The sequence below is a fragment of the Corynebacterium sp. NML140438 genome (genome assembly GCF_001875725.1).
In the GTDB taxonomy this organism is placed as follows: domain Bacteria; phylum Actinomycetota; class Actinomycetes; order Mycobacteriales; family Mycobacteriaceae; genus Corynebacterium.
The window spans coordinates 362,573-385,747 of record NZ_MLCQ01000029.1 but is presented as its reverse complement, the minus strand read 5'-3'; the positions used below and the strand labels follow the sequence as shown (position 1 = coordinate 385,747).

Here is a 23,175-nt window from a genome sequence, read left to right as displayed (position 1 = left end):
AAGGACCCTATGACCGTGCGCCGCAGCCTTGTCCCATTCGTTGCCGCAGCAGTGCTGCTGAGCGGGTGCTCGAGCGCCAGCGACAACGGCGGGTCCTTCGCGTTCCACTCGCCGGGCGGGCAGGTGGAACTGTTCTACCCGCAGGAGGAGCGTAAGCCGCTGCCGGACTTTTCCGGCGAGTCCCTCATGGAGCCAGGAGAGACGATCGCACTGTCTGACTTTGATAACCAGGTCGTGGTGCTCAACGCGTGGGGCCAGTGGTGCGCGCCGTGCCGCGCGGAGGTTGACGACCTCCAGGAGGTCCAGGAGGCCATCGAGGGTTTCGGCACCGTGCTCGGTATTAATGTGCGGGACCACAACGCGGACATTGCGCGCGATTTCATGAAGGACAACGGGGTGACCTACCCCTCCTTGTACGACCCGCCGTTTAAGACCGCCGCGTTCCTGGGCGGCGTTCCCAGCTCCGTGATCCCGACAACTATCGTGCTGGACACCCAGCACCGCCCGGCGGCGGTGTTCCTGCGGGAGGTCACCGCGCAGGAGATCATTGACCTGGCAAACTCGCTGCACCAGGAGGCGGAGGCCTAAGTGGGGGAGGCGTTATCGGAGCTGGTCTCCCAGGGGCCGCTGCTGCTGGGGATGCTGGCGGCGGCACTGGCCGGGTTGGCGTCCTTTGCCTCGCCGTGCGTGGTGCCGCTGGTGCCGGGCTACATGTCGTACCTGACGGGCATCGTGGGCGGTGAGCTCAACGTGGACGAACACGGGGTATCTGTGACGCGGCGCCGCTGGGCCGTCGCGGGCGCGGCTGGGCTGTTCATCCTCGGGTTCACCGTGGTGTTTCTGCTGGCCACCGTGACCGTCTTCGGCGCGGTGAGCGCGGTGGCCCTGAACGCTGAGACCCTCATGCGTGCGGGTGGCGTGGTCACGATTGTGATGGGTCTGGTGTTCGCCGGCTGGGTGCCGGCGCTGCAAAACGACACGCGGCTGCGACCGAAGAAGTGGACCACGCTGCTGGGCGCACCGCTGCTCGGCGGGGTGTTCGCCCTCGGGTGGACGCCCTGCTTGGGGCCGACGCTCGCCGCGATCGTCTCCGTCTCCGTGGGCACGGCGGGCATGACGGCGGCGCGCGGCGTGCTGCTGGTCATCGCGTACTGCCTCGGGCTGGGGCTGCCGTTTCTGTTGGTGGCGCTTGGCTCGGCGAAAGCGGTGCGTAGTATCGAGGTGCTGCGGAAGCACTCGCGCACCATCCAGGTGATCGGCGGGGTAGCGATGGTCATCGTCGGCCTGCTGCTGCTCACGGGGGCCTGGAACGTGTTTATCGGCTGGACGCGCCAGCTCGTCGTCGGATATGGAGCAACGGTGATTTAAATGAGCACTGCATGGACGTGGCTACGCAGGTCGTGGCACTGGCTGACCAGTATGCGCACCGCGCTGCTGCTGTTGTTCCTGCTCTCCCTGGCCTCCATCCCGGGCGCGCTGCTGCCGCAGCGCACGGTCTCCGCGACGCTGGTGGATGACTACCTGCGCGCCAACCCAACCATGGGGCCCATCTACGACAAGCTCCAGCTTTTCGACGTCTTCGATTCCACCTGGTTCGTCGCCATCGTGACGCTGCTGATGGTGTCGCTGGTCGGGTGCATCATTCCGCGCTCGATTGACCACTGGCGTGCGTACCGGGCCACGCCGACGAGGGCGCCGAAGTACTTGTCCAGGATGCCGCTGCATGCGGAGGGGGACGTCGATACGCCGAAGGACGAGCTGGAGGCGAAGGCGCGCACAGTGCTGCGCAGGTGGCACGTGGCCTCCTACCAGCCGGAGGAAGACCGCGCCGGGGTGTTCTCGATCTCTGCGGAGCGTGGCTACTCTCGCGAGCTGATGAACCTGCTGTTCCACATTGGGCTGGTCGGCATGATTGTGGCGTTCGCGGCTGGCCGCATGGTGTTCTACGAGGGCCAGGTCATCATGGTGACCGAGTCCGAGTCGCAGTACGCGGTGCCGGTGGAACAGCCGCGACAGTTCTGTAATACGTCGCCGGCGAACTTCGACGTCTTCCGCGCCGGCCCGCTCTTCGACGGCACCGGCCTGCACCCGTTCTGCATCGAGTCGAAGAACTTCCGCGCCGAATACCTCAACACTGGGCAGGCGAACGGGTTCTGGTCGGACGTGGCCTACACCCCGGACGTGAGCGCCCCGCGCGAGCAGTGGGAGGACTTCACGCTGCAGGTCAACCACCCGCTGCGCGTGGACGGCAACCGCGTCTACCTGCAAGGCCACGGCTTCGCCCCGCAGGTGACCATCACGTGGCCGAACGGGGAGACCCGCACCCAGATGGTGCAGTTTCGGCCCACGGACGTGCAAAACTTCCTGTCCGCCGGCGTGATGCGCTTCGACCCACCGGCCGGCATGTACCCGGACCTCACCGAGCGCCGCCAGCACCAGATCGCCATCGAGGGCAACTTCGCGCCGACCGCCCAGTGGACCGGCGTGAACGGCGACATGCTGCAGTCTGGCTTCCCGGCGATGCAGGACCCGGCGATGGCGGTGGACATCTATGTCGGCGACGCCGGCCTGGACACCGGCCGCCCGCAGAACATCTTTGTGCTTGACCAGAACCTCATCGCTGAAGGGCGCCTGCAGAAGGTGGAGCGCGTCAACCTGGTGCCGGGGGAGGAAACCACCCTTGAGGGCGGCATCCGCGTGCGTTTCGACGGCGCCGCCGAGTACGCCAACTACCAAATCTCCCACGACCCGACCCAGGGCTGGATGCTTGCCACCTCGGTGCTCATGCTGGCCGCGCTGGCAGGTTCGCTGACCATCAAGCGCCGCCGCCTGTGGATCCGCCTAACCCCGACAGCAACCGGTACCCACGTGGAGCTCGCCGGCCTGGCCCGTACGGACCGCGCCGGGTGGGGCGCCGAGTTCGATGAAATCGCGGAGGAAATCCTGGGCGTTTCGGAGGAGGAGAACCCCTCCTTCGAGGTTGATGACCTTGGCTAACCTGCGGTGACGCGGTAGATTGTTCCCCATGCTTGTCGATTCCACGATGGCGGACCTTTCAGACCTCACGTTCCGCACCGCGTTCATCCTGTATCTGGCTGCGCTGATCATGTCCTGTATCTACTACGGGCGCATGTTCGGTGTGCTCGACATGCGCCGCGAGCGCACCCGCATGGATCAAAAAGTCGCTGTGGGGGCCGGGGGCGGCTCCGAGCTTATCGACGCCCCCTCCGACTCCTTCGACCAGGCAGAATACGACCGCCGCGTCGCCGGCGCCCGCAAGTGGGCGAACATGACGCAGGCGCTGATCTGGTTCGGCATCGTGCTGCACGTGGCGTCCTTTATTACGCGCGGGTTGGCGGCGAAGCGCTTCCCGCTCGGCAACCTGTACGAGTACATCCTGGCGATGACGGCCGTCGTGATGGTCGCAGCCGCGATCGTGGTGCAGCGCAAGAACTGGCACACCATCTGGCCGTGGCTGCTCGCCCCGATGGCGATCGCGATGTTCCTCAACTCCACCGTGTTCCACATGCACGTGGCGCCGGTGGTACCGGCGTTGCAGTCCTACTGGCTGCCGGTGCACGTTTCGTCGGTGTCGGTGGGGGCGTCGATAGGTATTGTGTCGGGCATCTTTGCGCTGCTGTACTTGCTGCGCATGTGGCAGCCGCGCGGCGAGGAGCACGGGTTCTTCGGCGCGATTGCGAAGCCGCTGCCGAGCGCGAAGACGCTCGACCAGATCACCTACAAGACGGCGATTATTACGCTGCCGCTGTTCGGAATCGGCATTGTGTTCGGCGCGATCTGGGCAGAGGTCGCCTGGGGTCGCCCGTGGGGGTGGGACGCGAAGGAAACCGTGTCCATGATCACGTGGATTCTGTACGCTGCGTACCTGCACGCGCGTGCCACCGCCGGCTGGAAGAACTCGAAGGCCGCGTGGATCAACGTTTTTGCCTTGGCCATGACCATCTTTAACATGACCTATGTAAATACTGTCATTGCTGGACTTCACTCGTACGCAGGATTGAACTAATGAAAACACTGATTACAGGAGGGGCCGGCTACATCGGCTCCACAATTGCATCGTGCTGCTCCGACGCAGGCATCACCCCGGTCATCCTCGATGACTACTCGACTGGCCTGCGCGTCTTCGCCGAGCGTTTCGACTACTACGAGGGCGACATCGCCGACACCGAGCTCCTCAACAAAATTTTCGACGACCACCCCGACATCGAAGCCGTCATCCACTGCGCGGCCAAGATCATCGTGCCGGAGTCCGTCGCGCAGCCGCTCGAGTACTACGACGTCAACGTCGGCCGCGCAACCAAGATGCTGCAAGTCCTTCGCGACCGCGGCGTCAAGCGCGTCATGCTCAGCTCCACCGCCGCCATGTACCAGGCGGACGAGGACTTCACTGTGAACGAGTCCTCCCTCGTCGCGCCGACCAGCCCGTACGCCGCGTCGAAGTGGATGCTGGAGCGCGTCATGGCCGACGCCGCTGCCGCCGGCCAGATCCAGGCCGTGGCCCTGCGCTACTTCAACCCGATCGGCGCCGACCCACAGCTGCGCACCGGCCTGCAGAACCCGCTGCCGTCCCACGCGCTGGGCAAGATGATCACCGCCCACCAGAAGGGTGAGGCGTTCACGGTCACAGGCGTCGACTGGCCAACCCGCGACGGCTCCGGCCTGCGCGACTACGTCCACGTCTGGGACCTCGCCCGCGCCCACGTCGCCGCCCTGAAGGCGGACCTCGCCCCGTACGAGGTCATCAACCTGGGCACCGGCACCGGCACCACCGTCTTCGAGCTCGCCGAAGCGTTCAAGGCCGCCAGCGGCTCCGACATGGAGGTCACCACCGCACCACCACGCGAGGGTGACGTGGCCGGCTGCGCGCCGCGCATTGACAAGGCGCGCGAGGTACTCGGCTGGTCCCCAGAGCTCACCATCGAGCAGGGCGTTCGCGACTCCCTCGCCTGGGCAGAGAAACTCCCCGAGGTCCTCGCAGAGGAAGCAACGCGCAGCTAGTCCTCGCCGCGCCTCCTCCGACGCTCCTCCTCTTCACGACGCCGGCGCTCCGCCTCCTCGCGGGCCCGGCGTTCTTTAAACCTATTCTTCTCGATCTCCCACAGGAACTCCTCATCATCATCCGGCCCCTTAATAACCGGTGGCTGTTCCTGCTGCTGCACCCCGTACCGGGCGTTCGACCCCGGGCCGAACGCACGCCACATCAGGTAGGCGGCAAGAATGATCAGTGCGAGCAGAAGAAGGCGTCCCATGCCCTCTAACATACTTGTTCCGGTTTGAGTTAGGCTAAGTCCCCATGAGTGAAGCACCACAGGAAGCTCCCGAGGTCGACCCAAACGCCAAGCGCCGCGCCAACAAAGCCGCCGCCATCTACGGGCTGTACCGGCTGCTCCTATTCATCGTCTTGACCGTGGTGATCCAACTGCTGGCCATGGCAGTTGGGGCGCCGGTGCCGCTGATCATGTCAGCCCTGCTGGCGCTCATTGTGGCGTTCCCGCTGTCCATGCTGGTATTCAAGAAGCAACGCATCGAGGCCGTCCAGGCCCTTGCGCACTGGAAGGAGCAGCGCCGGGCCCGCAAGGCGTGGATCGAGGCCGAGCTAGCCGAGCGTTAGCTCTCTCGTGGGGTGCTGTGCACCACATTCCGGGGTTTTGGAGATTCGGGTTCGCAAAAGCCCGGGTCGCGGCTTGTAATGCTGGAATTTGGTGCACGCTTCCACCCCGCCAGTGACAAAGGACGCAACCGACTTTTCGCGACCTGGGCTTTTGCCGGAGTCTATCGGCAAGATTGCGCCCTTTGTCACTCGCTCCCCAAGCTAGGCACCACATTCCCTTGCTCAACGTCGGCAAACTGGGGAAACGCTAGACCCGCCCACCCGAAACCTGGAATTTGGTGTAAGGCCGGGTGGGGTGACAAAAGACGCAAACGTGCCTACTCAGCGACAAGAAAACCCCTCCGCAGCCAGTCCGCTGAACGGGTGACTTCATGCAAGAGGGGAATACGTACCTTAAGATATCTGAAAAACAACTTTGTTTCAATCGGGGTGGATGGATTCATTTAATGGAGTTTAAACAGAGCTGGATATCTGAAAAGCGTTTCGAGCCGTATCTTCATTGCACGTGGGAGTGTAAGGAACGAGCTGTTGAATTGTATTTGCTGGACCGTCAGTTGAGTGCATCGATGTTCCAGGATATCTCGTATATCGAGGTTGCTCTGAGAAATGCAATTAACCGCTATTTGAGTGAGACCTACGGGGATAGTTGGTATTCACAGACAATTGGGTTCGATAAAAGAGTACGTGAGAATATTTCTGAGTCTTGGGAAAGTCTGCCATCGAGATTTACTTCCGCAAATGTTGATCGAGGTGCTTCTCTTGGCGGGCGCTTGGTCGCTGCTTCAATGTTTAGGACTTGGACGAACATGCTCGATAAGGGTGGTTCGACGGGTCTTGATGCCCCGTTTGATTGGGCAGATCATGATGAAATCTGGACGTCAGACGCTCTGAAAAAGGTGTTTCCAGGCGCAAATGCGTTGGCAAAGCAGCAAGACAAGAACTATGAGACGTATGGACTCAAACGCGCATGGGTTTATCAGAAAGTTTTTCCTGTTCGCCAGATTCGAAATCGTATTGCGCACCACGAGTCTCTATCCCCAAAGGGGGTTGCGATCACAGGTGCGGAAACAAGACTGACCCCTGAACAATGCTATGAGCAATGTATTGACTTAGCGCAGATGCTAGATAGAGATCTGGCTGAATTCCTTGCGCATTTATCGACGCCACAGCTTCTTCAAGAGCTAGCGTCCTTTCTTGATGCTTTGTAACCCTTGCCACCCGCACCCCGCTGGCGTAATGTTCCGCTGGTGCCTGCTGACATTCGGCATCGCCAGCTCAATAGCGCGGCGGTGATTTTGTTTGGCTTCCTGGTAGCCCTGTTTGTGGGCACCGTGTTGCTGATGCTTCCGGCTTCCACGGTGAATCCGGGTGGGTTGCCGCTGTTGCCGGCGTTGTTTACTGCGACGTCTGCGCTGTGTGTGACCGGCTTGGCGATTGTAGATACGGCGACGTATTGGACCACGTTCGGCAAGGTGGTGATCGCTGCGTTGATCCAGGTTGGTGGGTTCGGGGTGATGAGCTTCGCGACGATTCTGGGTCAGGCGGTGGTCCGCAAGGCGAATTTGAGTGCGAATGTGATTTCGGCGGTGGAGCGTCGTACGGCGGTGGGCGGGATCGCGCCGCTGTTGAGGCGGGTCCTGCTGGTGAGCATCGTGGTGGAGGCGCTGGTCGCGGTGGCGTTGACGGCGCGGTTTGTGGCGGTGGGGTATCCGTTGCCGCGCGCGGTGGGGCACGGGGCGTTTCATGCGGTGTCGGCGTTTAACAATGCTGGGTTCGCCCTTTATTCGGATAACATGACCGGCTTCGTGGGGGATTGGTGGGTCTGCGTGCCTGTTATGGCGGCGATCATTATTGGTGGTTTGGGCTTCCCGGTGCTGTTCCAGTTCCGCCGGGATGTGTTGCGGCTGCACCGGTGGACGTTGAATACGCGCATGGTGGTCGCGGGGACGCTCTTCCTTCTTTGCTTTTCGACGGCCACCATCCTCGCCATGGAGTGGAACAACCCGCGGACGCTGGGTGGGTTGCCGGTGTCGGATGCGGTGTTGGCTGGGCTGTTCCAGGCGGTGCAGACCCGCACGAGCGGGTTCAACTCGGTTGATATTGGTGGGATGCACGAGCCGACGTTGTTCGCGATGGACCTGTTCATGTTTGTGGGGGCGGGCCCGGCGGGCACCGCGGGTGGCGTGAAGATCACGACGGTGTTGGTGCTGGTGGCGGCGGTGGCGGCGGTGGTGCGGGGGCGTTCGCAGCCAGTGGTGCTGGGTAAAGGTGTCCCGGTGGAGGTGGTGCACCAGGCGATCACGGTGATGATGCTCAGTGGCGCGCTGGTGGTGGCGGCGACGTTCGCCCTGTTGGCGTTGACGCCGTATCACCTGTCGGAGGTGTTGTTTGAGGTGTTGTCGGCGTTCGGTACGGTGGGGCTGTCCACGGGTATTACGCCGCATCTGGATGCGGCTTCGCTATTGGTCATTATTTTTATGATGATTGTTGGCAGGCTGGGGCCGATTACTGTGGCGACGGCGTTCGCGTTTGCGGAGCCGGCGTCGAAAATGTTGCTCCCGCTAGAAAGGCCGATCATTGGTTAAGTTTGGAACGCCCACGTATGCGGTACTTGGGCTGGGTAGGTTCGGCTCGGCGGTGGGCAGGGAGCTCATGTTTGACGACGCCACCGTCGTCGGCGTCGATCTGGAAGAGGCCGCCGTGAAGCGCAACAACGGGCTGCTGTCGAAGGTGGTGCAGGCGGACTGCACGGACGTGGCCACTATTGAAGAGCTCGGCATTTCGGAGTTCGACGGTGTCGTCGTGGCGATTGGCGGGGCGCACGTGGAGGCGTCGATTTTGACGTGTTCGTTGTTGGTGGATGTCGGCGTCGAGAATTTGTGGGCGAAGTCCTCCGGCAACGCGCACGGGCGCATCCTGGACCAAATCGGGGTGCCGCATGCGGTGCACCCGGAGGAGGCGATGGGGCGGCGCGTGGCGCACCTGGTGCGTGGGGCGAACCTCGACTACGTGGAGTTGTCCTCGGGCACGGCGCTGGTGCACACGGTGGTGCCGACGCACGTGGCGGGCCCGCTCGACGAGCAGGCGTTGTGGCAGCAGCACGGCGTGAAGGTGATCGCCGTGCGCCGCGAGGACCGCTGGCAACCGGTGCTTGGGCACATGGTCTTGGAGGCTGGCGAGCAGGTACAGATCTATGGGGATTCGCGCCGGGTGGAGAAGTTCAGCCGAATGGCGGCACGGGGGCGCTAACCTGGGCTGCATGTCAGTACAGCACGCTTTCGACACTGCACGCGCGGCACAGCGCACCTGGGCGACGACGCCTCTCCGCCAGCGCAGCCGCATCTTCCTCCGCTACCACGACCTGATCCTTGCTCACCGCGACGAGCTGGTGGACCTGATCCAGCAGGAGACCGGCAAGGCGAAACATAACGCGTTCGACGAGGTCATGGACGTTGCGATCACCGCCCGCCACTACGCGTACCGTGCAAAAACCCTGCTGGCGCCGGCCCGGGTGCGGGGCGCTATGCCACTGGTGACCCGGACTGAGGTGCACCGGGCGTCGAAAGGCGTGGTGGGAGTGATCGCGCCGTGGAACTACCCGCTCTCGTTGGCGGTGTCGGACGCAGTGGCGGCGCTGATCGCGGGCAACGCGGTGGTACTGAAGCCGGATACGCAAACCCCGCGCACTGCACAGCGCGCCCACCAGCTGTTGGTGCAGGCCGGGTTGCCAGCCGACCTGTTCCAGGTCGTGGAAGGAAGTGGGCGGACGGTGGGGCAGGAGATCGTGAAGCGGTGCGATTTCCTCATGTTCACCGGGTCTACTGCCACCGGCAGGAAGCTTGCCGCGCAGGCCGGGGAGCGCTTGATTGGGTTCTCCGCCGAGCTGGGCGGGAAGAACCCACTGCTGGTTCTAGCCAGCGCGGACCCGGAGGTGGCGGCGCGCGGCGCCGTCGACGCGTGTTTCAGCAATACCGGCCAGCTGTGCATTTCCGTGGAGCGGGTGTACGTGGACCGCGCCGTGGCAGATGAGTTCCTTGCGCGCTTTGTGGCATTGACGAAACGCCTGCGTATCGGGCATGGGTGGGGTGATGATGTTGGCTCGCTGATTTCGGCGGAGAACCGCTCGCGTGTCGACGCCTACGTCCACGACGCCGTGACCAAAGGAGCTACTGTCCTGGCCGGTGGGGAGGCGTTGCCGCAGCTCGGGGATACGTTCTACGCGCCGACCATCCTCGTGGACGTCCCGGAGGCTGCCGACCTGTACCGCGAGGAAGTGTTCGGGCCGGTCGTCTTTGTGGAGGTGGTGGATGGGCCGGAGGTGGGCGTCGAGAAGATGAATGACACTGACTATGGGCTCAATGCCTCGATTTGGGGCGCGGAGGACGAGGCGCGCGTGGTCGCGGAGCACGTGCATGCAGGAACCGTGAACATCAACGAGGGGTACGCAGCCGCATGGGCGTCGATGGACGCGCCGATGGGCGGGTGGAAGCAGTCCGGTGTGGGGCGACGCCACGGCGATGAGGGCCTGCTGAAGTACACCGAGGCGCGATCCGTGGCGGCGCAGCGCTACGTGCCGCTCGGCGGGGTCGGGACTGCCGCCGGAAAGCGGGTTGCGGACGCGATGGCGCTCGCACTGCGGTTGGGCAAGCGCCTGCTGCGCTAGATGCAGCTAGGCCTTGCTCTCGTCGATTTCGGTGCTGTGTCCGGTCGCGTGCGCGATGGCGTCGGCGAGCCACTGCGCCAGGCCAGGCTGGCGTTCTTCGTAGTAGCGTTTGAAACGTTCATCGGCGACGTAGCCGCGCGAGATCTGAAACTGGATCTCTGGGGTGACGTCGAAGAACTGCCCGATCGCTTTCCGGTGCTCTTCGACGAGTTCGGCGGCCTCCGCGCTGTCGGTGGGCACGCCGCGGCGAACAGCGTCCGCGAGTTTGGTATCGATGGCGTCGAAACGCTGCTTGCTGTCCTCCCAGTCGCTCGCGCCCCAGTTATCGGTGCGGTCCTGGTACTGCGCCCAGCCAGCTGTATCGCCGTAGGCATCTTGCGCCTCGGCTTGGTGTTCGGTGTAGTTCGGGTCGCCGAGGATCTCGCCGATTTCTTCGAGTGTTGGTTTGTGGTTATTCATTGCTTGCTCCAATAACTTTTCGACGGCCACCACCATCCCATCGATCCGCGAGCGCTCCTCAAGCAGGCGTTTGCGTTGCCTGCGCAGGTGCTCCCGTGTTGAGGTGGGGTGGGAGAGTACTTTTTTAATTTCAGACAGTTTCATGCCGGTAGTCCGGTAGACCAGAATGTGCTGGATACACTCCAGGTCATCTGGTGTATACAGCCTGTAGTTTGACCAGCTGCGGTACACAGGTTCGATGAGGCCAGCCTGCTCCCAGTGGTGCAGGGTTCGCACCGTGATCCCGAATGCGTTGGCCACTTCGCCGACTGTGTAAAGCTCTTCGTTGTTGGTCATAGCAGTCATTGTGCAGGCTGACGTTACGTCAGGGTCAAGCCTTGCTCTCGTCGATCTTGACCAGCAGCTCGTCCGGGCCATACAGCGCGGTGATGTCGGCGGGGAAGAAGAAGTCTTCGGTGAAGAACTGACCTTTGGATGCAAACTCCCTGTTCACCCACGCGCCGAATGCCTCCACTGGGATGAATGGCGTGTCGTACTGCCTAGCGTTGACGTCGTCGGTGATGAGGGCGTCGCACAACGCGATGGGCATTTCGGGACTGTAAACGAGTCCGATCTCGTCGCACAGGTACGCCATGCGCGCACCATCGGTGACGTGGATTCCGTTGATGAAGATCGGTCCGCGGAACGCCACCTGATTGCCTTTCTCGAGGATATCGGCGGGGAAGGTCTGGAAGGGATCACCCGTGTAGTATCCATGCCAGTGTTCAAAATCGGCGAACGCGATGATCGGTATCCCCAGCTCCCGGGCGGTTCTTGCCTTGCGCGACATGGATGCCGGGTCCCACGCCACGAGGACATCGCACGTGGTCTCAGAGACACTGTTTTCGAAGATGAGCCCGCAGGACTCGCATGCGGAGATGAGCTGTTCTTCGCCGTCGTAAAAGCTGATGGCTTCGCGGCAGCCCGTAAACACCACCCTCATGCCTGGGGAGAGCAGCGCAGCAATGCCGATGGTTTGCTCTTCGCCTTCCGGAAGGGACACCTGCGTCAGCCCTGTCATGATGGCGCGTTTGCACACCTCCTCTTCGGCCCGCTTCGTCCAAACGCCGCGTGACATTCCCCAGGAAGAAAGCCGCAGGGCAGTCTGTTGGAGCACGTGTTGGTTGCCGACTTCCACACCAGAGCCGGAGAAGGCTGCCCAGGCGTTATCGGAGTCGGTCGCGCGGGTCTGATCCAATTTGAGTGGGGCGGCGGGCGCCCAAAACGGCTGGAAGAGCGCGCCTTCTTGCGTATCGGATGCGTCGGGTACCGGCCGCACGTAGGGGATCTCGACGTCCCCCGAGAGGAAGTCGAGCGCCATTGAATGTGCCCGCTCGACGACGTCGCTGCCCTCAACAACGATGTCGAGGGCTTCGGCGTCGATACCGCCCCCAAGCTCCATGTCGAGGCATCGTGCCTGGTAGCGGCCGGCGTCCTGCGCCATCTCGAGCCGATCACCGACGACAATGCCACCCGCGGCTTGCCGCAGCAGCAGTGGCCAAAAGTCCTCGAGACGCGGTGCGAGAGCAACCCCACCCGCTGGAACCTCGTTGTCGAGGCCGAACTGCCCCAAGTCAGACATCGGGTTGAGCCACGTGCCGAAGTCCGCAACGATCTGGCCACGCTCCACAACCACCGCGTGAACGCGAACGACGTGGTAGCTAACGTTAAAACTGACACCGTCAAAGGAGAGGAACACATAACGCTCGGGATCCGGCTCTGGCTCTTGCACCAACGATCTCAACGGTGAGTCGGACCCAGCCAATTCTCCCGCAGCGATGAGCTGTACGCCCCCAAACGGTTCGTTACTCTTTCGCGCGCGCTGCAGGGCCACGCTCATCATCAACAGGAGCTCGGTGTTGAGGTTGTGGGCGTCGTCGATAACCAATGTCTCAACCAAGCTAAGTAGCATCTCTGCGCCGCTGATGTCCCAGGAACCGCCCGGCAGGACATCGCCGAGCGTCATGAAGGGATCGAAGTTGAATGCAGAGTCGATCGTCAGTCCGCTGATGCCGTCCGCCGCGCGCCCCAGCAGCGCGACGGGCAGCACCCGTTTGCGTTGGCTATCGGGCAGCGCGTCGTTCACCTCCATGAACGCGCGCAGCAGCGTGGACTTGCCGGTGCCGGGCCCGCCGTCGACCACAACGCTCTCGCCGTTGAGCATCGACGTGAGCGCATGCTCGAAGTCCTGCGGCATCGAAATCGCCATGACCTGCACCTTTCACATCAACTATCACTTGTTGACTTCATTGAAGCATGCAGCCCCGACATTGCGCGGGCGATGTTCGAACGGGGGTTCGCGGTGTCCCAACACGAGAGCCCCGGGTGCATGCTTTCGCAGAGGCGCCTCGGGGCGTTCGGGAGTATCTTACCCATGTAAACATGAATGGGGAATGAAGCGTCCTGGGTTTAGTTCCTCTTCTTTTACTGACCTGTACTGACGAGTTCGTCAGTTGAGAGGAAAAGCTTATACCATACTATGGGGATAGACTTCCGAAATGGGCCAGAGTACGGTCAAACATCGCACAGGAAGGAGAGTGAACAGTCCTATGCCAGCATTCTTGATTGAATACCATCGCAAAAAGGGAACTGTCCAGTGTAAGAAGTTTGATTCGCTTTCTGAGGCTACGCGTGAGCGACTGCGCTTGGACCGAGACAATACCGACCCCGATGTTGAGATTGTGGCGGTCGCTAGCGCCAATGAAGAAAACCTCCGTTGGTCCCACTCTCGATATTTTTCCGGTGTTTAGCAGATACGTGTCACACCTTGTGATGTAGCCGCCGTGACGACAAAATATCCCCTCCACCCAACACCATACTTGGATGGAGGCCTTTCTCATGCCCAAAAGTCGACGGCTACCCCATGTGTATCAAAGTTGTGCGAGAGGGGTTCCTTCGTTTATGTCCGGTCAAAGCCCCTGCCTCACAACCCCTCGACCGCCCCGAGGAATCCCGCGATGATCTCCCGGTACGTGCCGTGCAGGTCTACGGTGGCGAAGCGGAATGGGTGGCCCTGGATCACGACAGTTTCGTTCACCGCCTTGCCGATGACCGGGTGCAGCAGTACACCCCGGGTGTGTGGCCCGAAGCCTGGGTTGGCCTGCTGACTCATCACGTAGGCGTAGATCTGGTACAGGTAGTTCGAGCGGAACTTGCCGGCGTGATACTGGGTGGGCTGCAGGATCTCGGTGAACTTGGTGTCCAGGATGATTGGGGGCGCGCCGGGTGGGCGCAGGATGATGTCGGTGATCATGCCGGGCAGCAGGGCAGCGTCGTCGTCGACAGTGGAAGAAAGGTCCCAGCGCAGATGTTTGCCGCCCTTGATATCCCAGGTTGGGAGGTTGGCGGTGTAGGCGCCGAGGGCGGCAGCCTCGAAGAGGCGGCGCAGGTGGTGGTCGTCGATGTTGAGGGACAAGGTGCGCAGTGACCCGGCTTGTGTGTTGGGCACGGCGAGGTCGTGGATGAGTTTCGCGGCGGCGATCATGCGCAGGTCGGCGGAGGCGTTGCGGTCGTGCTCGAGGGCGGCGACGGCACGGCCATCCGGCTTCAGCGCGCTCACACCGGCGGCGCCGAACTGATCGGCAAGGTGGTGGCAGCGGGGGTCCGCGTCGGGGAATCGGGTGGCGCGGATCAATGCGGAGCGCACAAGCCTGTTCGTTGGGGTGTCGAAGGAGACCTCATCGAAGGTGCAGCGGATGCGGCCACGTGTGAGGAGTTGGTCGCGCGCGGTGCCAAGCAGGTCGATCTTGCCTCGTACACGGCGGATGTCCGCGGTGTGGCGCTCGAATCCGACGCGCAGTCCGTTGCGGAGGCGGTGTTGGGCGGCGTCGGCAAGGATGGTTGAGACCAGCTCAATAACATCCTTATCGACGAGCTCCGCGCCAGACAGCGTGACCCCACCGTCGCGGTACAACTTCGACGCCAGCAGCTGCAGCAGCCAGACGTTGCGGACAGGGATGGGCGTCACGCTTGAACGCTTCCCGCGTGTAGTGCAGCCGTAAGCTGGGACTTCGCCTTCGCTACTTTGTCGTGATCATCAAACCAGTACTCCTCGAGTAGCGGCAGGATCTCGGTGTCGGTGACTACCTGCAGCCAGGCGCGGGTTTTCGCGGAGGTGTCCACGTTGGCTTGGGTGTCGATGCGTTCGGTGGGCACGACGTAGCTGTGGCCGATTTGGTACTCGGGGCCCAACAGCTGGTCGTTGTAGATTTCCTGGTTCAGGTCGGCGAGGGCAGCGCGGTAGGCGTCGGCGATACTGGCGTCGTAGCCGAGCTGCGTGACGTACTCCAGCCAGCGGTTGTTGATCTGGGGATAGAGGTTGGTGAAGGCGAAGCGGCGTCGAAAAGCCATGTCGACGAGCGCGAGCGAGCGATCCGCGAGGTTCATCGTGCCGATGATGTAGAGATTCGGTGGGAGGTAGCACTGCTCGTCGGTCCGCGGGTAGATGAGCTGCATCGCGGAGGCGGGGACGCGCTTGGTGTTCTCCATGAGGGTGAGCATCTCGCCGAAGATCTGGGCGGGGTTGCCGCGGTTGATTTCCTCGATGATCATGACGTAGCGGGTGTCCTGGTCTGCGCGGGCCCGCTCGGCGAGGGTGAGGAGGGGGCCGTCGATAAGCTCGAGGCTGCCGGTCGGCGATGGGCGGTACCCGCGGACGAAATCCTCGTAGCTCATGGAGGGGTGGAACTGCATGACCGTGAGCGAATCCGTGTTTTTCTCCCCAATGAGCGCGTACGCAAGGCGGCGGGCGAGCCACGTTTTGCCCGTGCCGGGTGGGCCCTGGAGGATGAGGTTTTTCTTCGTTTCGAGGCTGTGCAACATGCTGGTTAGCTGGGCTTCTTCGAGGAAGCAGCCGTCATCGATGATTTGGCTGACGTCGTAGCTGTTGTCGGTGGACTCGGCAGCGGGCTCGTCTTCGATGATGGTGGCTGGCTCCACACGGTGCACGAACGCCTCGTGGGAAAGCTCCACGATGGTGCTTGGGCTTTCGGTGCCGGTGGTGATCCAGTCGGTGACACTGTCGAGTGTTGCGACGTACTCATCGCCAGTCATGGCACGGTTGAGATTGAGCGTTCCCGGATTCGGGTACTGCTGGTTGAGGTAGCGCACATTCTGCGAATCGACGGCCACAAACTTCCGCGGGCGCAGGTAGAACAAGCCCATCGTGATTTGCACGACGGAGTTGCGCCGGGCCGCATCAAACGTTGCGACGAAGGCCTCTTCGTCCGCGTCTGTTCCCGAGTCCGCGTAGCGGATAGCTGCCTCGGCGAGATCCCACAGCTGCTCCACGTTGCTTTCGGAGTCATCAGCGTCTTTGGCTGGGAAGTGCATGAACCACGAATTGAGGTTGTTCAGAAGCGGGACGCCGCTAAACCCAGTCGGTGCCGGGGCCTCGATGCCAAAGACCTGCTTGTATGCCTCCGCGATGCGGAGGCGGTTGGCATCGATGATGCTCCGGTTGAACGGGGCAAAGACCGTAAATGGATCAATATCACGGACTCGTGTGCCGTCACTGTAGCGCTCGTTGGAGGGAAGTAGGAACTTGAACAGGTCCGGCTTGCCACTGACCGTCCCGCACTCCAGCACCTTATCCAGCAGTTCAGCGCGGCTAGTTCTGTACGTGAGCACGGTATTGGCGAGCTCTTCGTAGAACGGCACCCAATCAAACACCGGTTGCTTGGTCGCAGGGTTGACGCCTCTGAGTAGATCAAGGATCTCCTGTCTGCCGTTTCGCACCTCAAAGAAGGACATCCCAGACCCGAGCGTGTTCAGCGTTGACTGGGACAGGTTGGCACGCGGGATGTCGACGTGCTTCCACTCCACAGGCAACCGGTGCGGCGCCGTCGGGCCCTGTTCCTCGAAGTAGTACGGCCCGGTAACCACGCCGATGCTCAGCGTTTTGTTTTCCCGGTTGCTCAGTACAACCACGTCACCGACCTGTGCCTGGCGAGAAAAGCGGTAGAGCACCCCGATGACCTGGCCACTTTCATATGCAGTTTTGGCAGGGAACCATTCACTGTAGGCGTCCCTGATCGCGTCCTTGGAGGCGAAGCTTCGCAGATCAACGGGGAATCTGTAACTGACGCCGACGCAGCCTTGCGCAATCGGATCAAAATCCGTCTTGTTGTTGTGGGCTCCCCACACGTGCTGGGCCATAACTCTCCTTCGACGTCCACTGAAGCGTGTTGCCTTTACATTAGCGGGCCGAGCACCCGGTTCCCGTCGACCGAAGCTCGACGGGAACGAACGCCCCAGAAACCAACCCAAAACCCGCCCGAAAACCTTTACTCCAAACCATATCTTGCATTAAGGTAAGGCAAGCCTAATAATTCTACGAGGAGGGTGAACCTTATGAAGAAGTCCCAACGTCGGATCCACGCTGTGCTGCCAGTGCTGCCCGCGGTTGCGCTCGCGGCAAGTCTCGCCGTCGCACCGCTGGCCGTCCCAGCCCAAGCTCAGGAGGCTGGCACCACGGCCGTCGCGCCCGTCGCCGCAGCTCAGCCAGCTGGGGCAACACCGCTTGTCGACGCCCAATCCCAAACCCTGCAGTGGGAACTGAGCAAACGCGCCCTGCTGTGGGATGCCGCCGTGGAAGGGGAGGGCGTCTCCATCGTCGCGGTCGACGAATCCGAGCCGAACAACGGGAGCCTGAAGCTGACGAAGGCGACCGGCTGGGTCGACGAGGACACCAAAGCGCTGTCGGTGCAGTGGACTGGTCAGGTGACCTACACGATTAACGGGGCACAAACGATCACGTTCAAGGACTTCGCGCTCGAGGTCGATGCGGAGGGCGCCGGTAAGATTACGGCGGTCGTGAGCTCGGCGGACCCGAACCAGGCGGCCAATAATAAGGAGGCGAAGCGGGTCACCGTCGCGACGTTCAAGGGTGCCAACGTTGCTGTCGAAGGCAAGATGGTGACGGTGGGGGCGACGCCGGAGTACGAAGGGGTCGTCTATAAGCGGGATGAGGACATTTCCTACCCGGATGCGTGGCCGACTGAGCTGGTCAACAACGTGACGGACTCGGTGCGTTCGTGGTTCTACAACTCGGGGAGCAGGTGGGAGGACCAGAAGAAGCCGGCGCCGTTTGCTGTGACGCTGGAGCTCGGCGAGAAACCCGAGAAGCCCGCCGAGCCGGAACCGGCACCAGCGCCAGGGCATCAGCCAGAAGGCGGCATCCGCGATGCCTCGATTAACCGTGACGGCCACCTGATCCTGACCTTCACCAACGGCGCGACCAAGGACCTCGGCAAAGTGGTGGGGAAGGACGGCAAGGACGGCCGCAACGGCGCTGATGGCAAGGACGGCCACGATGGTCGTGACGGCCGCGACGCGCCTGCCGGTCGGGACGGTAAGGATGGCCGCGACGGCGTCGCAGGTAAGGAAGGCGCCCCAGGCACAAATGGCAACAACGGCAAGGACGGTCGCGGTATCGCGTCGGTGAAGACGGATAAGGACGGCAAGCTCGTCGTGACGCTGACAGATGGGACGGTGCTGCCACCGGTCGAGATGCCTGCGGCCCAGCAGCAGGGCATGGCCCCGGAGTCGATTGTGGCGATTGTGCTGGGGATCATCGCCACGCTGTTGGGTGGGTTCGCCGCGTTGCATACGCTCGCGGCGAGCATCCTGCCGAAGATCTAACGCCTAACGCTGCAGGCGCTTGAGCAGCGCCGCGATCACGGGGGACTGGGTAGCTAGGCCTGCGACGACGGCGAGCAGGGCTGCCCCGCCCGCGATCAGCACCGTACCCCACGCCGGGAACTTGGCAGGGGCAGTGGGCTCGGCAGGCACGGTAGGCGCTGCAGGCGCTGCGGTCGTCGAAGTCGGGGTGGTCGGAGTGGTCGTCGGCGCCTCCTTCGCCTCTGCGACTTCGACCTGCACCGGGTTGGTCGGCATGGTGAAGCGCAGCGCCTGCGTCGCGGGGTCGACGGTGTAGTCCTTCACGCCGGTCACCGACCACTTCGCCTTCGCGGCCAGGGGGTTCGCCAGGGTGACGTCGGTGCCGGGCGCCACGTACTCGCCGTACTCGTGCGCGATGCCGACCGCGTACAGTCGCTGGCTGATCGGCTTATCGACGTCCCCTACGACAAAGCGCGTCGACACCCCGAAGTCTGTGGTGACGAACTTGCCGTTGACCCATCGGCTGGCGTTGACGGAGGCTTGGTAGACGCCGGGGTCGGCGTCGTCGAACTTGGCGGTGCGGGCGTTGGGGTCGGAAAGGTCGAGGCTGCGTAGTGTTTTGGCACTGGTGCAGTGTTCGACGCACTCGATCTGGGCGCGCCACGCGGTGCCAGGGACGGACTCGGGGTAGTCCCACGCGACGGTGACGTTGCGCTTCTGGTCGATCTCGCTGCGGACGTTGGATGGCGTCGCTACGTGGTCCGTTGTTACCGAGGGCACCTTGAAGGTGACGCCGCGGTCGAAGTAGCGCTCGCTGAGCGCCAGGGCGTGCGCCGCCATGATCCCGACCGTGTAGGTTTGCCCCGGTTGCAGCGTGTTTGCCTCCACGAGTAGATCGAGGTCCAGCTTCCCGCCGTTTTCTTCCATCACGGCGGCGGGGATCCAGCGTGCGACGAGCGCGTCGCCGTCGCCGGTCATGGTGGAGCAGTGGTTGAGGCGCCACACCCGCGTCGGCGTGAGCACCACGTAGACGCCGTTGGACGCCCCGGGCGTCGACGCCGGGTTGATTCCCGAACCCTTCAATTTGAACGTGATGTCCTTGGTTGGGTCGATGGTGTCGGGGCCGGTGACGTCGAATTGCACGCCGAGGTTCGGGTGCCGCCTGTCGAGTTCGCCGGTGCAGCCGGGGGCGGTGGCGGCGTCGATAGTTGGGAAGGCGTGCGCGGCTGCGATGTTAGTGCTGAGCAGCGCTAATAGGGCAGCGCCCGTTGCGACGCGACGCCGTGTGGATACGTTCAAGATGAGACTCCCCTCATTAGATAACTTAGGTTAGCCTTATCTTAAATGTCTATCGCTATTGTGTGCAACGGCTGGCACGCTTTTTGATACTGCGAGACTGTGTCTGGCCAAGTCGTCCCGGGGGGACACGACCCGAATTACGGAGGACATGATAACGAAAGCTCCGAAAATGTGTTCACGTTGTCCTTCTGGAAGCGAGGAGAACTTGCGATTTGTTGCGAAACGGTTGTAGCTGGTTTGATCTTGCAGCTTGGCGAAGTATATTCCCCGATTGCAATAAGAAATCCAGCCCACACTCTGAGCTTGGCTCGGAGGCGGGCTGAACGATTGACATGAATCCTAGCGTTCGTGAGGTTAGTTCCACAAGCATGAAAACTCGTTTGTATCAATTTGCTAGCTGTAGCTACCCAGAGATGTTTGTCGGGCTCCTCCGCTAAGGTAAAAACTACGTAACTAGCGGGAGGTGAGTGATGGCTGTTCGAGTCGACATTGCAGAGCCGACGCTGCGCTGGGCGCTGCAGCGTACCGGCAGCACGGTGGAAGAACTTGCCCAAAGAAGTGATTTTCGGTTGGTCCGGCAATGGCTGGAAGGCAAGGTGTCGCCGACGCTGCGTCAGGCTGAGCACTTGGCATCGCTCGCATGTATCCCGTTTGGTTACTTGCTTCTCGACGGCCCCACGGACGATCAGCCGGATTTCCCAGATTTTCGCACCGTGGATAGTAAGAAAGTAACTGAGTTCAGCCCAGCGTTGAAGGAGACGATTTATACCTGTGAGCGCCGCTTGAGCTGGTATGCAGAATTTGCGCGCGCGGAAGGAATTGATCCTCCAAATTTCGGTGGTGCCTGGACACTGCGTGATAGCCCGGACGATGCGGTGTGTGCATTGTTACCCCAGCTTGCCGATGTCGGATGGAGGCCGGGTAAAGCGCCCACTGGTCGGGAGAATGTGCTGGAATTAGCGGATGCAATTGAGCACTGCGGTGTCTTAGTGATGCGAAACTCCGTACTTGGAAATAACAACCACCGCAAACTCGACATCGACGAGTTTCGAGCTTTCACACTGTTTGATGGTCCCTATCCGTTGATCTTCGTTAACGGCAGTGATTACAAAGTTGGGCAGTACTTCAGCCTTGCTCACGAGCTAGGCCACGTACTGCTCGCTGCAGAAGGTCTCACAGGTGCCATGAATGATCATCACGATGTGGAGCGATGGTGTAACAGGTTTGCAGCTGCCCTGCTTCTGCCACAGCATGCGTTGTTGCAGGAGTGGGACCGTAATCCCGACCTGAATAACATAACTCAGTGGGCATACGATGCGTACCGCGTGAGTGCGGATACGGCGCTGTGGTCACTGGTGGGGCAGCGTCGCCTTGGCAAACCACAAGTGCAGGAATTCCTTCGGCAACGTCCCTCGAACCTCAAGCCTCCGGTTGTTGGCGGAGGCGGCGACTTTTTCGTCACGTTGAAGTCGCGGCTGGGTGGCCGATTTTTGGACACCGTCACCGGGGCATATGTAGACGGTGCAATTTCTGAAGAGGAGGCTTCGCGTCAACTGGGGATTGCCAAGACCGAGACGTTGAAGAATACGGTTACTCGTGCGCAGGGGGTCGCATAGATGTACCTCATCGATACGAATATCGTGATTGGTGCGTTCAATCATCGGCCACGGGACATTTTTGAAACGTACTGGCGGCAGTTCGATTCGTTTTTCTCCAATGGTCAGTTTTATTTTCACCAGACTGTAGAAGATGAGTTGCTGAAACGAGATGACGAAAAGTCACAGTGGCTGAGAAGCTTCGTCCCTACGTCGCAGATTCTCACTGTGACGCAAGAAGAGGTTGACTCCTATCGTGCGGTAACACAATGGGTGCGTGATCGTAAGGATGCTCCCTATGAAGAAAGCGCAATTCGAGAATTTCTGCGCGTTGCAGATTCTTGGATAGTGGCGAGTGCGCATGCCCGAGACTTCACCGTGATTACGAACGAGACCCCGAGTCCGCGAAAACAAACGCGGGTCAAGCTGCCTGACGTTGCCAATGGTTTGGGAGTGCAGTGCATGACCGAGTTTGATTTCTTAAGGCAACAAAGCATTATTTTTTAAAACGGCCAATCCGACCCCACGCCACGCTCTATAACCCTTCGACCGTCCCGAGGAACCCCGCGATGATGTCCCGGTACGTGCCGTGCACACACTAGGAGCGGCCATATCTGGAACTGGGTTAAAGAGGACGGCGAGATCAAGTGGTTTGAGGGCCAGTCATCAGATGGACTAATCAATGTTGACGAACGGTTGAAGAAGTTGAAGGCGGGTTCGCTGACGATGATGCGCACGGACGATTTGACACCTACGGATGAAGTTTTGGCGGTGATTAGCGTTGATTGACGTTGCAGCACGGGCGGTGGAGCGCGCTAGGGAGGCGCTGCCCGAACGCCTGTGGTCTAACCGGGTGGTTGTTTACGGTGACGAGGCGATGGTAATGCCGGAGGAAACAGTGCCCATGGTGGTTGGTGACGCTCCCGCCTGGGTAACCCCTACAGGGGTTGTGGCTTTGCCTTCCAACGCTGATACGTGGCCGGAGTGGTACTGGCAGGTGTGTGAGGACGATTCCGCCTGGGTGACCGTCACGCAACACTGACCGCCACCCTGACTCCGCGATACTCCTCCCCGTTACCACCAAGGCGTGGAACACCACCCAAGCCCCCAATGAGGAGACAAACCACATGTCGGATGAAAACACCACCCCCGCAGACCTCGCACAGCAGGCCGCTGACAAGGCGCAGCAAGCCCAGCACGACACCGAGCAGGGCAACTACACCCAAGCCGGTGAACACCTAGGCGAGGCGCAGGCCAACGAGGCGGACGAAGCCGTAGACCTTGACGCGCTACGTAAGCAGCTCGCCCGATACGAAGCGGAAAACCGCAAGTTGAAGAACGAGAACGGCGACCGCCGAGTGAAGGCGAAGCAGGCGGAAGAACAGGCAGCGACGTTGAAGAAACTCGCGCAGGTACTCGGTTTTGAACCGTCCGACGAAGACTCGGAGGAACAAATCAAGCAGGCCAAGGCCGCCGCGCAGGAACGAGAAGCCGAGCGTGACAAGCTCCAGGCCGAACTCGACCGAATGCGCGAGGACAACACCCTACGCAAGCTGGCGAAGGAAAACGGGGCAGCCCCCGACATGCTTGTGCCGTATCTCCGTGGTGTAGGTGATCTCCCGAAGTGGGGCAGCGACGAGTGGGACAGTAAGGCTGGCGAACTCGTCACCAACACGCTCAACTCATTCCCACAGTTCAAGGCGGGTGGGGTAGCACCCCGCACCAGCGGAACCCCAGCCCCACGAACAACAACGATGGCCGAATCCTCACCGCCGATGACCTCAACCGCCTGTACGCACAGGGCAAGTTTGAGGAAATCAACAAGGCAGTGGAGGAAGGCCGTATCAGCCGCTAACAGTTTCCACTAG

Annotated in this window: 21 protein-coding genes; 15 read left to right on the top strand and 6 right to left on the bottom strand. The window is 61.6% G+C overall.

Going from position 1 to position 23,175, the window contains the following annotated elements:
* The first annotated feature begins 9 nt into the window (after positions 1 to 9).
* Genes BJP08_RS11510 through galE form a run of 5 tightly spaced genes read left to right on the top strand, consistent with a single transcriptional unit; the run spans position 10 to position 5,019 of the window.
* Positions 10 to 588 (top strand): TlpA disulfide reductase family protein, encoded by a 579-nt coding sequence (locus tag BJP08_RS11510; RefSeq protein ID WP_071569485.1) that lies wholly within the window; start codon positions 10 to 12, stop codon positions 586 to 588.
* A gap of 51 nt (positions 589 to 639) precedes the next feature.
* Positions 640 to 1,368: a cytochrome c biogenesis CcdA family protein gene (locus tag BJP08_RS11730; protein ID WP_177221759.1), complete on the top strand. Its 729-nt coding sequence runs from the start codon at positions 640 to 642 to the stop codon at positions 1,366 to 1,368.
* Positions 1,369 to 2,997, top strand: coding sequence for a cytochrome c biogenesis protein ResB (locus BJP08_RS10445; protein ID WP_071569483.1), 1,629 nt, complete (start codon positions 1,369 to 1,371; stop codon positions 2,995 to 2,997).
* 28 nt (positions 2,998 to 3,025) lie between these two features.
* On the top strand, positions 3,026 to 4,027 hold the full coding sequence (ccsB, locus tag BJP08_RS10440; RefSeq protein WP_071569482.1) for a c-type cytochrome biogenesis protein CcsB: 1,002 nt from the start codon (positions 3,026 to 3,028) through the stop codon (positions 4,025 to 4,027).
* Entirely contained in the window at positions 4,027 to 5,019 is a 993-nt protein-coding gene (gene galE, locus BJP08_RS10435; protein WP_071569481.1) for a UDP-glucose 4-epimerase GalE, read from the top strand. The genes ccsB and galE overlap by 1 nt, the downstream gene beginning before the upstream one ends.
* Here galE and BJP08_RS10430 read toward each other — a convergent pair.
* Positions 5,016 to 5,270: a hypothetical protein gene (locus BJP08_RS10430; RefSeq protein WP_071569595.1), complete on the bottom strand. Its 255-nt coding sequence runs from the start codon at positions 5,268 to 5,270 to the stop codon at positions 5,016 to 5,018. The genes galE and BJP08_RS10430 overlap by 4 nt on opposite strands.
* A 44-nt stretch (positions 5,271 to 5,314) precedes the next feature.
* Between BJP08_RS10430 and BJP08_RS10425 the strand changes: the two genes are divergently transcribed.
* The 5 genes from BJP08_RS10425 to BJP08_RS10405 all read left to right on the top strand — a co-directional run bounded on the left by BJP08_RS10425 (position 5,315) and on the right by BJP08_RS10405 (position 10,295).
* Positions 5,315 to 5,632 (top strand): DUF4229 domain-containing protein, encoded by a 318-nt coding sequence (locus tag BJP08_RS10425; protein ID WP_071569480.1) that lies wholly within the window; start codon positions 5,315 to 5,317, stop codon positions 5,630 to 5,632.
* Between the two features lie 446 nt (positions 5,633 to 6,078).
* Positions 6,079 to 6,840 carry an Abi family protein gene (locus BJP08_RS10420; protein WP_071569479.1) on the top strand — a complete coding sequence of 254 codons (762 nt, stop codon included), beginning with the start codon at positions 6,079 to 6,081 and terminating at the stop codon, positions 6,838 to 6,840.
* Positions 6,841 to 6,879: 39 nt separating this feature from the next.
* The gene (locus BJP08_RS10415) at positions 6,880 to 8,217 is read left to right on the top strand and encodes a TrkH family potassium uptake protein (RefSeq protein ID WP_255364820.1); all 1,338 of its coding nucleotides are present in this window, start codon (positions 6,880 to 6,882) and stop codon (positions 8,215 to 8,217) included.
* The gene (locus BJP08_RS10410; protein WP_071569478.1) at positions 8,210 to 8,881 is read left to right on the top strand and encodes a TrkA family potassium uptake protein; all 672 of its coding nucleotides are present in this window, start codon (positions 8,210 to 8,212) and stop codon (positions 8,879 to 8,881) included. The genes BJP08_RS10415 and BJP08_RS10410 overlap by 8 nt, the downstream gene beginning before the upstream one ends.
* 10 nt (positions 8,882 to 8,891) lie before the next feature.
* Positions 8,892 to 10,295: a succinic semialdehyde dehydrogenase gene (locus BJP08_RS10405; protein ID WP_071569477.1), complete on the top strand. Its 1,404-nt coding sequence runs from the start codon at positions 8,892 to 8,894 to the stop codon at positions 10,293 to 10,295.
* Between the two features lie 6 nt (positions 10,296 to 10,301).
* Here BJP08_RS10405 and BJP08_RS10400 read toward each other — a convergent pair whose 3' ends face one another.
* The 4 genes from BJP08_RS10400 to BJP08_RS10380 form a co-directional block, all read right to left on the bottom strand.
* The gene (locus BJP08_RS10400) at positions 10,302 to 11,090 is read right to left on the bottom strand and encodes a MerR family transcriptional regulator (RefSeq protein WP_071569476.1); all 789 of its coding nucleotides are present in this window, start codon (positions 11,088 to 11,090) and stop codon (positions 10,302 to 10,304) included.
* A 34-nt stretch (positions 11,091 to 11,124) separates the two neighbouring features.
* Positions 11,125 to 13,002, bottom strand: coding sequence for an AAA family ATPase (locus BJP08_RS10395; protein ID WP_071569475.1), 1,878 nt, complete (start codon positions 13,000 to 13,002; stop codon positions 11,125 to 11,127).
* Between the two features lie 714 nt (positions 13,003 to 13,716).
* Positions 13,717 to 14,760, bottom strand: coding sequence for a hypothetical protein (locus BJP08_RS10385; protein ID WP_071569473.1), 1,044 nt, complete (start codon positions 14,758 to 14,760; stop codon positions 13,717 to 13,719).
* A complete protein-coding gene (locus BJP08_RS10380) occupies positions 14,757 to 16,949 on the bottom strand; it encodes an AAA family ATPase (protein ID WP_071569472.1) in 2,193 nt (730 codons plus the stop codon). The genes BJP08_RS10385 and BJP08_RS10380 overlap by 4 nt, the downstream gene beginning before the upstream one ends.
* 195 nt (positions 16,950 to 17,144) lie before the next feature.
* On the opposite strand from BJP08_RS10380, the gene BJP08_RS10375 reads away from it, so the two are divergent.
* On the top strand, positions 17,145 to 18,434 hold the full coding sequence (locus BJP08_RS10375; RefSeq protein ID WP_071569471.1) for an HtaA domain-containing protein: 1,290 nt from the start codon (positions 17,145 to 17,147) through the stop codon (positions 18,432 to 18,434).
* Between the two features lie 3 nt (positions 18,435 to 18,437).
* On the opposite strand, the gene BJP08_RS10370 is transcribed toward BJP08_RS10375, so the two are convergent.
* Entirely contained in the window at positions 18,438 to 19,712 is a 1,275-nt protein-coding gene (locus BJP08_RS10370; RefSeq protein ID WP_071569470.1) for a hypothetical protein, read from the bottom strand.
* Between the two features lie 470 nt (positions 19,713 to 20,182).
* Here BJP08_RS10370 and BJP08_RS11945 point away from each other — a divergent pair, with 470 nt between their 5' ends.
* The 4 genes from BJP08_RS11945 (at position 20,183) to BJP08_RS10350 (ending at position 23,175) form a co-directional block, all read left to right on the top strand.
* Positions 20,183 to 21,328, top strand: a complete 1,146-nt coding sequence (locus BJP08_RS11945; RefSeq protein ID WP_071569469.1) for an ImmA/IrrE family metallo-endopeptidase — start codon at positions 20,183 to 20,185, stop codon at positions 21,326 to 21,328.
* Positions 21,329 to 21,814 (top strand): DUF4411 family protein, encoded by a 486-nt coding sequence (locus BJP08_RS10360; RefSeq protein WP_071569468.1) that lies wholly within the window; start codon positions 21,329 to 21,331, stop codon positions 21,812 to 21,814. It begins immediately after the preceding gene.
* 274 nt (positions 21,815 to 22,088) lie between these two features.
* Entirely contained in the window at positions 22,089 to 22,349 is a 261-nt protein-coding gene (locus tag BJP08_RS10355) for a hypothetical protein (protein WP_070465412.1), read from the top strand.
* A gap of 85 nt (positions 22,350 to 22,434) precedes the next feature.
* Entirely contained in the window at positions 22,435 to 23,175 is a 741-nt protein-coding gene (locus BJP08_RS10350) for a hypothetical protein (RefSeq protein ID WP_071566607.1), read from the top strand.

Coding starts and splice junctions, on each gene's coding strand:
- BJP08_RS10360 (WP_071569468.1), top strand. CDS start 21,329: ATGTACCTCATCGATACGAATATCGTGATTGGTGCGTTCAATCATCGG.
- BJP08_RS10380 (WP_071569472.1), bottom strand. CDS start 16,949: ATGGCCCAGCACGTGTGGGGAGCCCACAACAACAAGACGGATTTTGAT.
- BJP08_RS10405 (WP_071569477.1), top strand. CDS start 8,892: ATGTCAGTACAGCACGCTTTCGACACTGCACGCGCGGCACAGCGCACC.
- BJP08_RS10420 (WP_071569479.1), top strand. CDS start 6,079: ATGGAGTTTAAACAGAGCTGGATATCTGAAAAGCGTTTCGAGCCGTAT.
- BJP08_RS10400 (WP_071569476.1), bottom strand. CDS start 11,090: ATGACCAACAACGAAGAGCTTTACACAGTCGGCGAAGTGGCCAACGCA.
- BJP08_RS10445 (WP_071569483.1), top strand. CDS start 1,369: ATGAGCACTGCATGGACGTGGCTACGCAGGTCGTGGCACTGGCTGACC.
- BJP08_RS11730 (WP_177221759.1), top strand. CDS start 640: ATGCTGGCGGCGGCACTGGCCGGGTTGGCGTCCTTTGCCTCGCCGTGC.
- ccsB (WP_071569482.1), top strand. CDS start 3,026: ATGCTTGTCGATTCCACGATGGCGGACCTTTCAGACCTCACGTTCCGC.
- BJP08_RS11945 (WP_071569469.1), top strand. CDS start 20,183: ATGGCTGTTCGAGTCGACATTGCAGAGCCGACGCTGCGCTGGGCGCTG.
- BJP08_RS10395 (WP_071569475.1), bottom strand. CDS start 13,002: ATGGCGATTTCGATGCCGCAGGACTTCGAGCATGCGCTCACGTCGATG.
- BJP08_RS10430 (WP_071569595.1), bottom strand. CDS start 5,270: ATGGGACGCCTTCTTCTGCTCGCACTGATCATTCTTGCCGCCTACCTG.
- BJP08_RS10425 (WP_071569480.1), top strand. CDS start 5,315: ATGAGTGAAGCACCACAGGAAGCTCCCGAGGTCGACCCAAACGCCAAG.
- galE (WP_071569481.1), top strand. CDS start 4,027: ATGAAAACACTGATTACAGGAGGGGCCGGCTACATCGGCTCCACAATT.
- BJP08_RS11510 (WP_071569485.1), top strand. CDS start 10: ATGACCGTGCGCCGCAGCCTTGTCCCATTCGTTGCCGCAGCAGTGCTG.
- BJP08_RS10350 (WP_071566607.1), top strand. CDS start 22,435: ATGTCGGATGAAAACACCACCCCCGCAGACCTCGCACAGCAGGCCGCT.
- BJP08_RS10375 (WP_071569471.1), top strand. CDS start 17,145: ATGAAGAAGTCCCAACGTCGGATCCACGCTGTGCTGCCAGTGCTGCCC.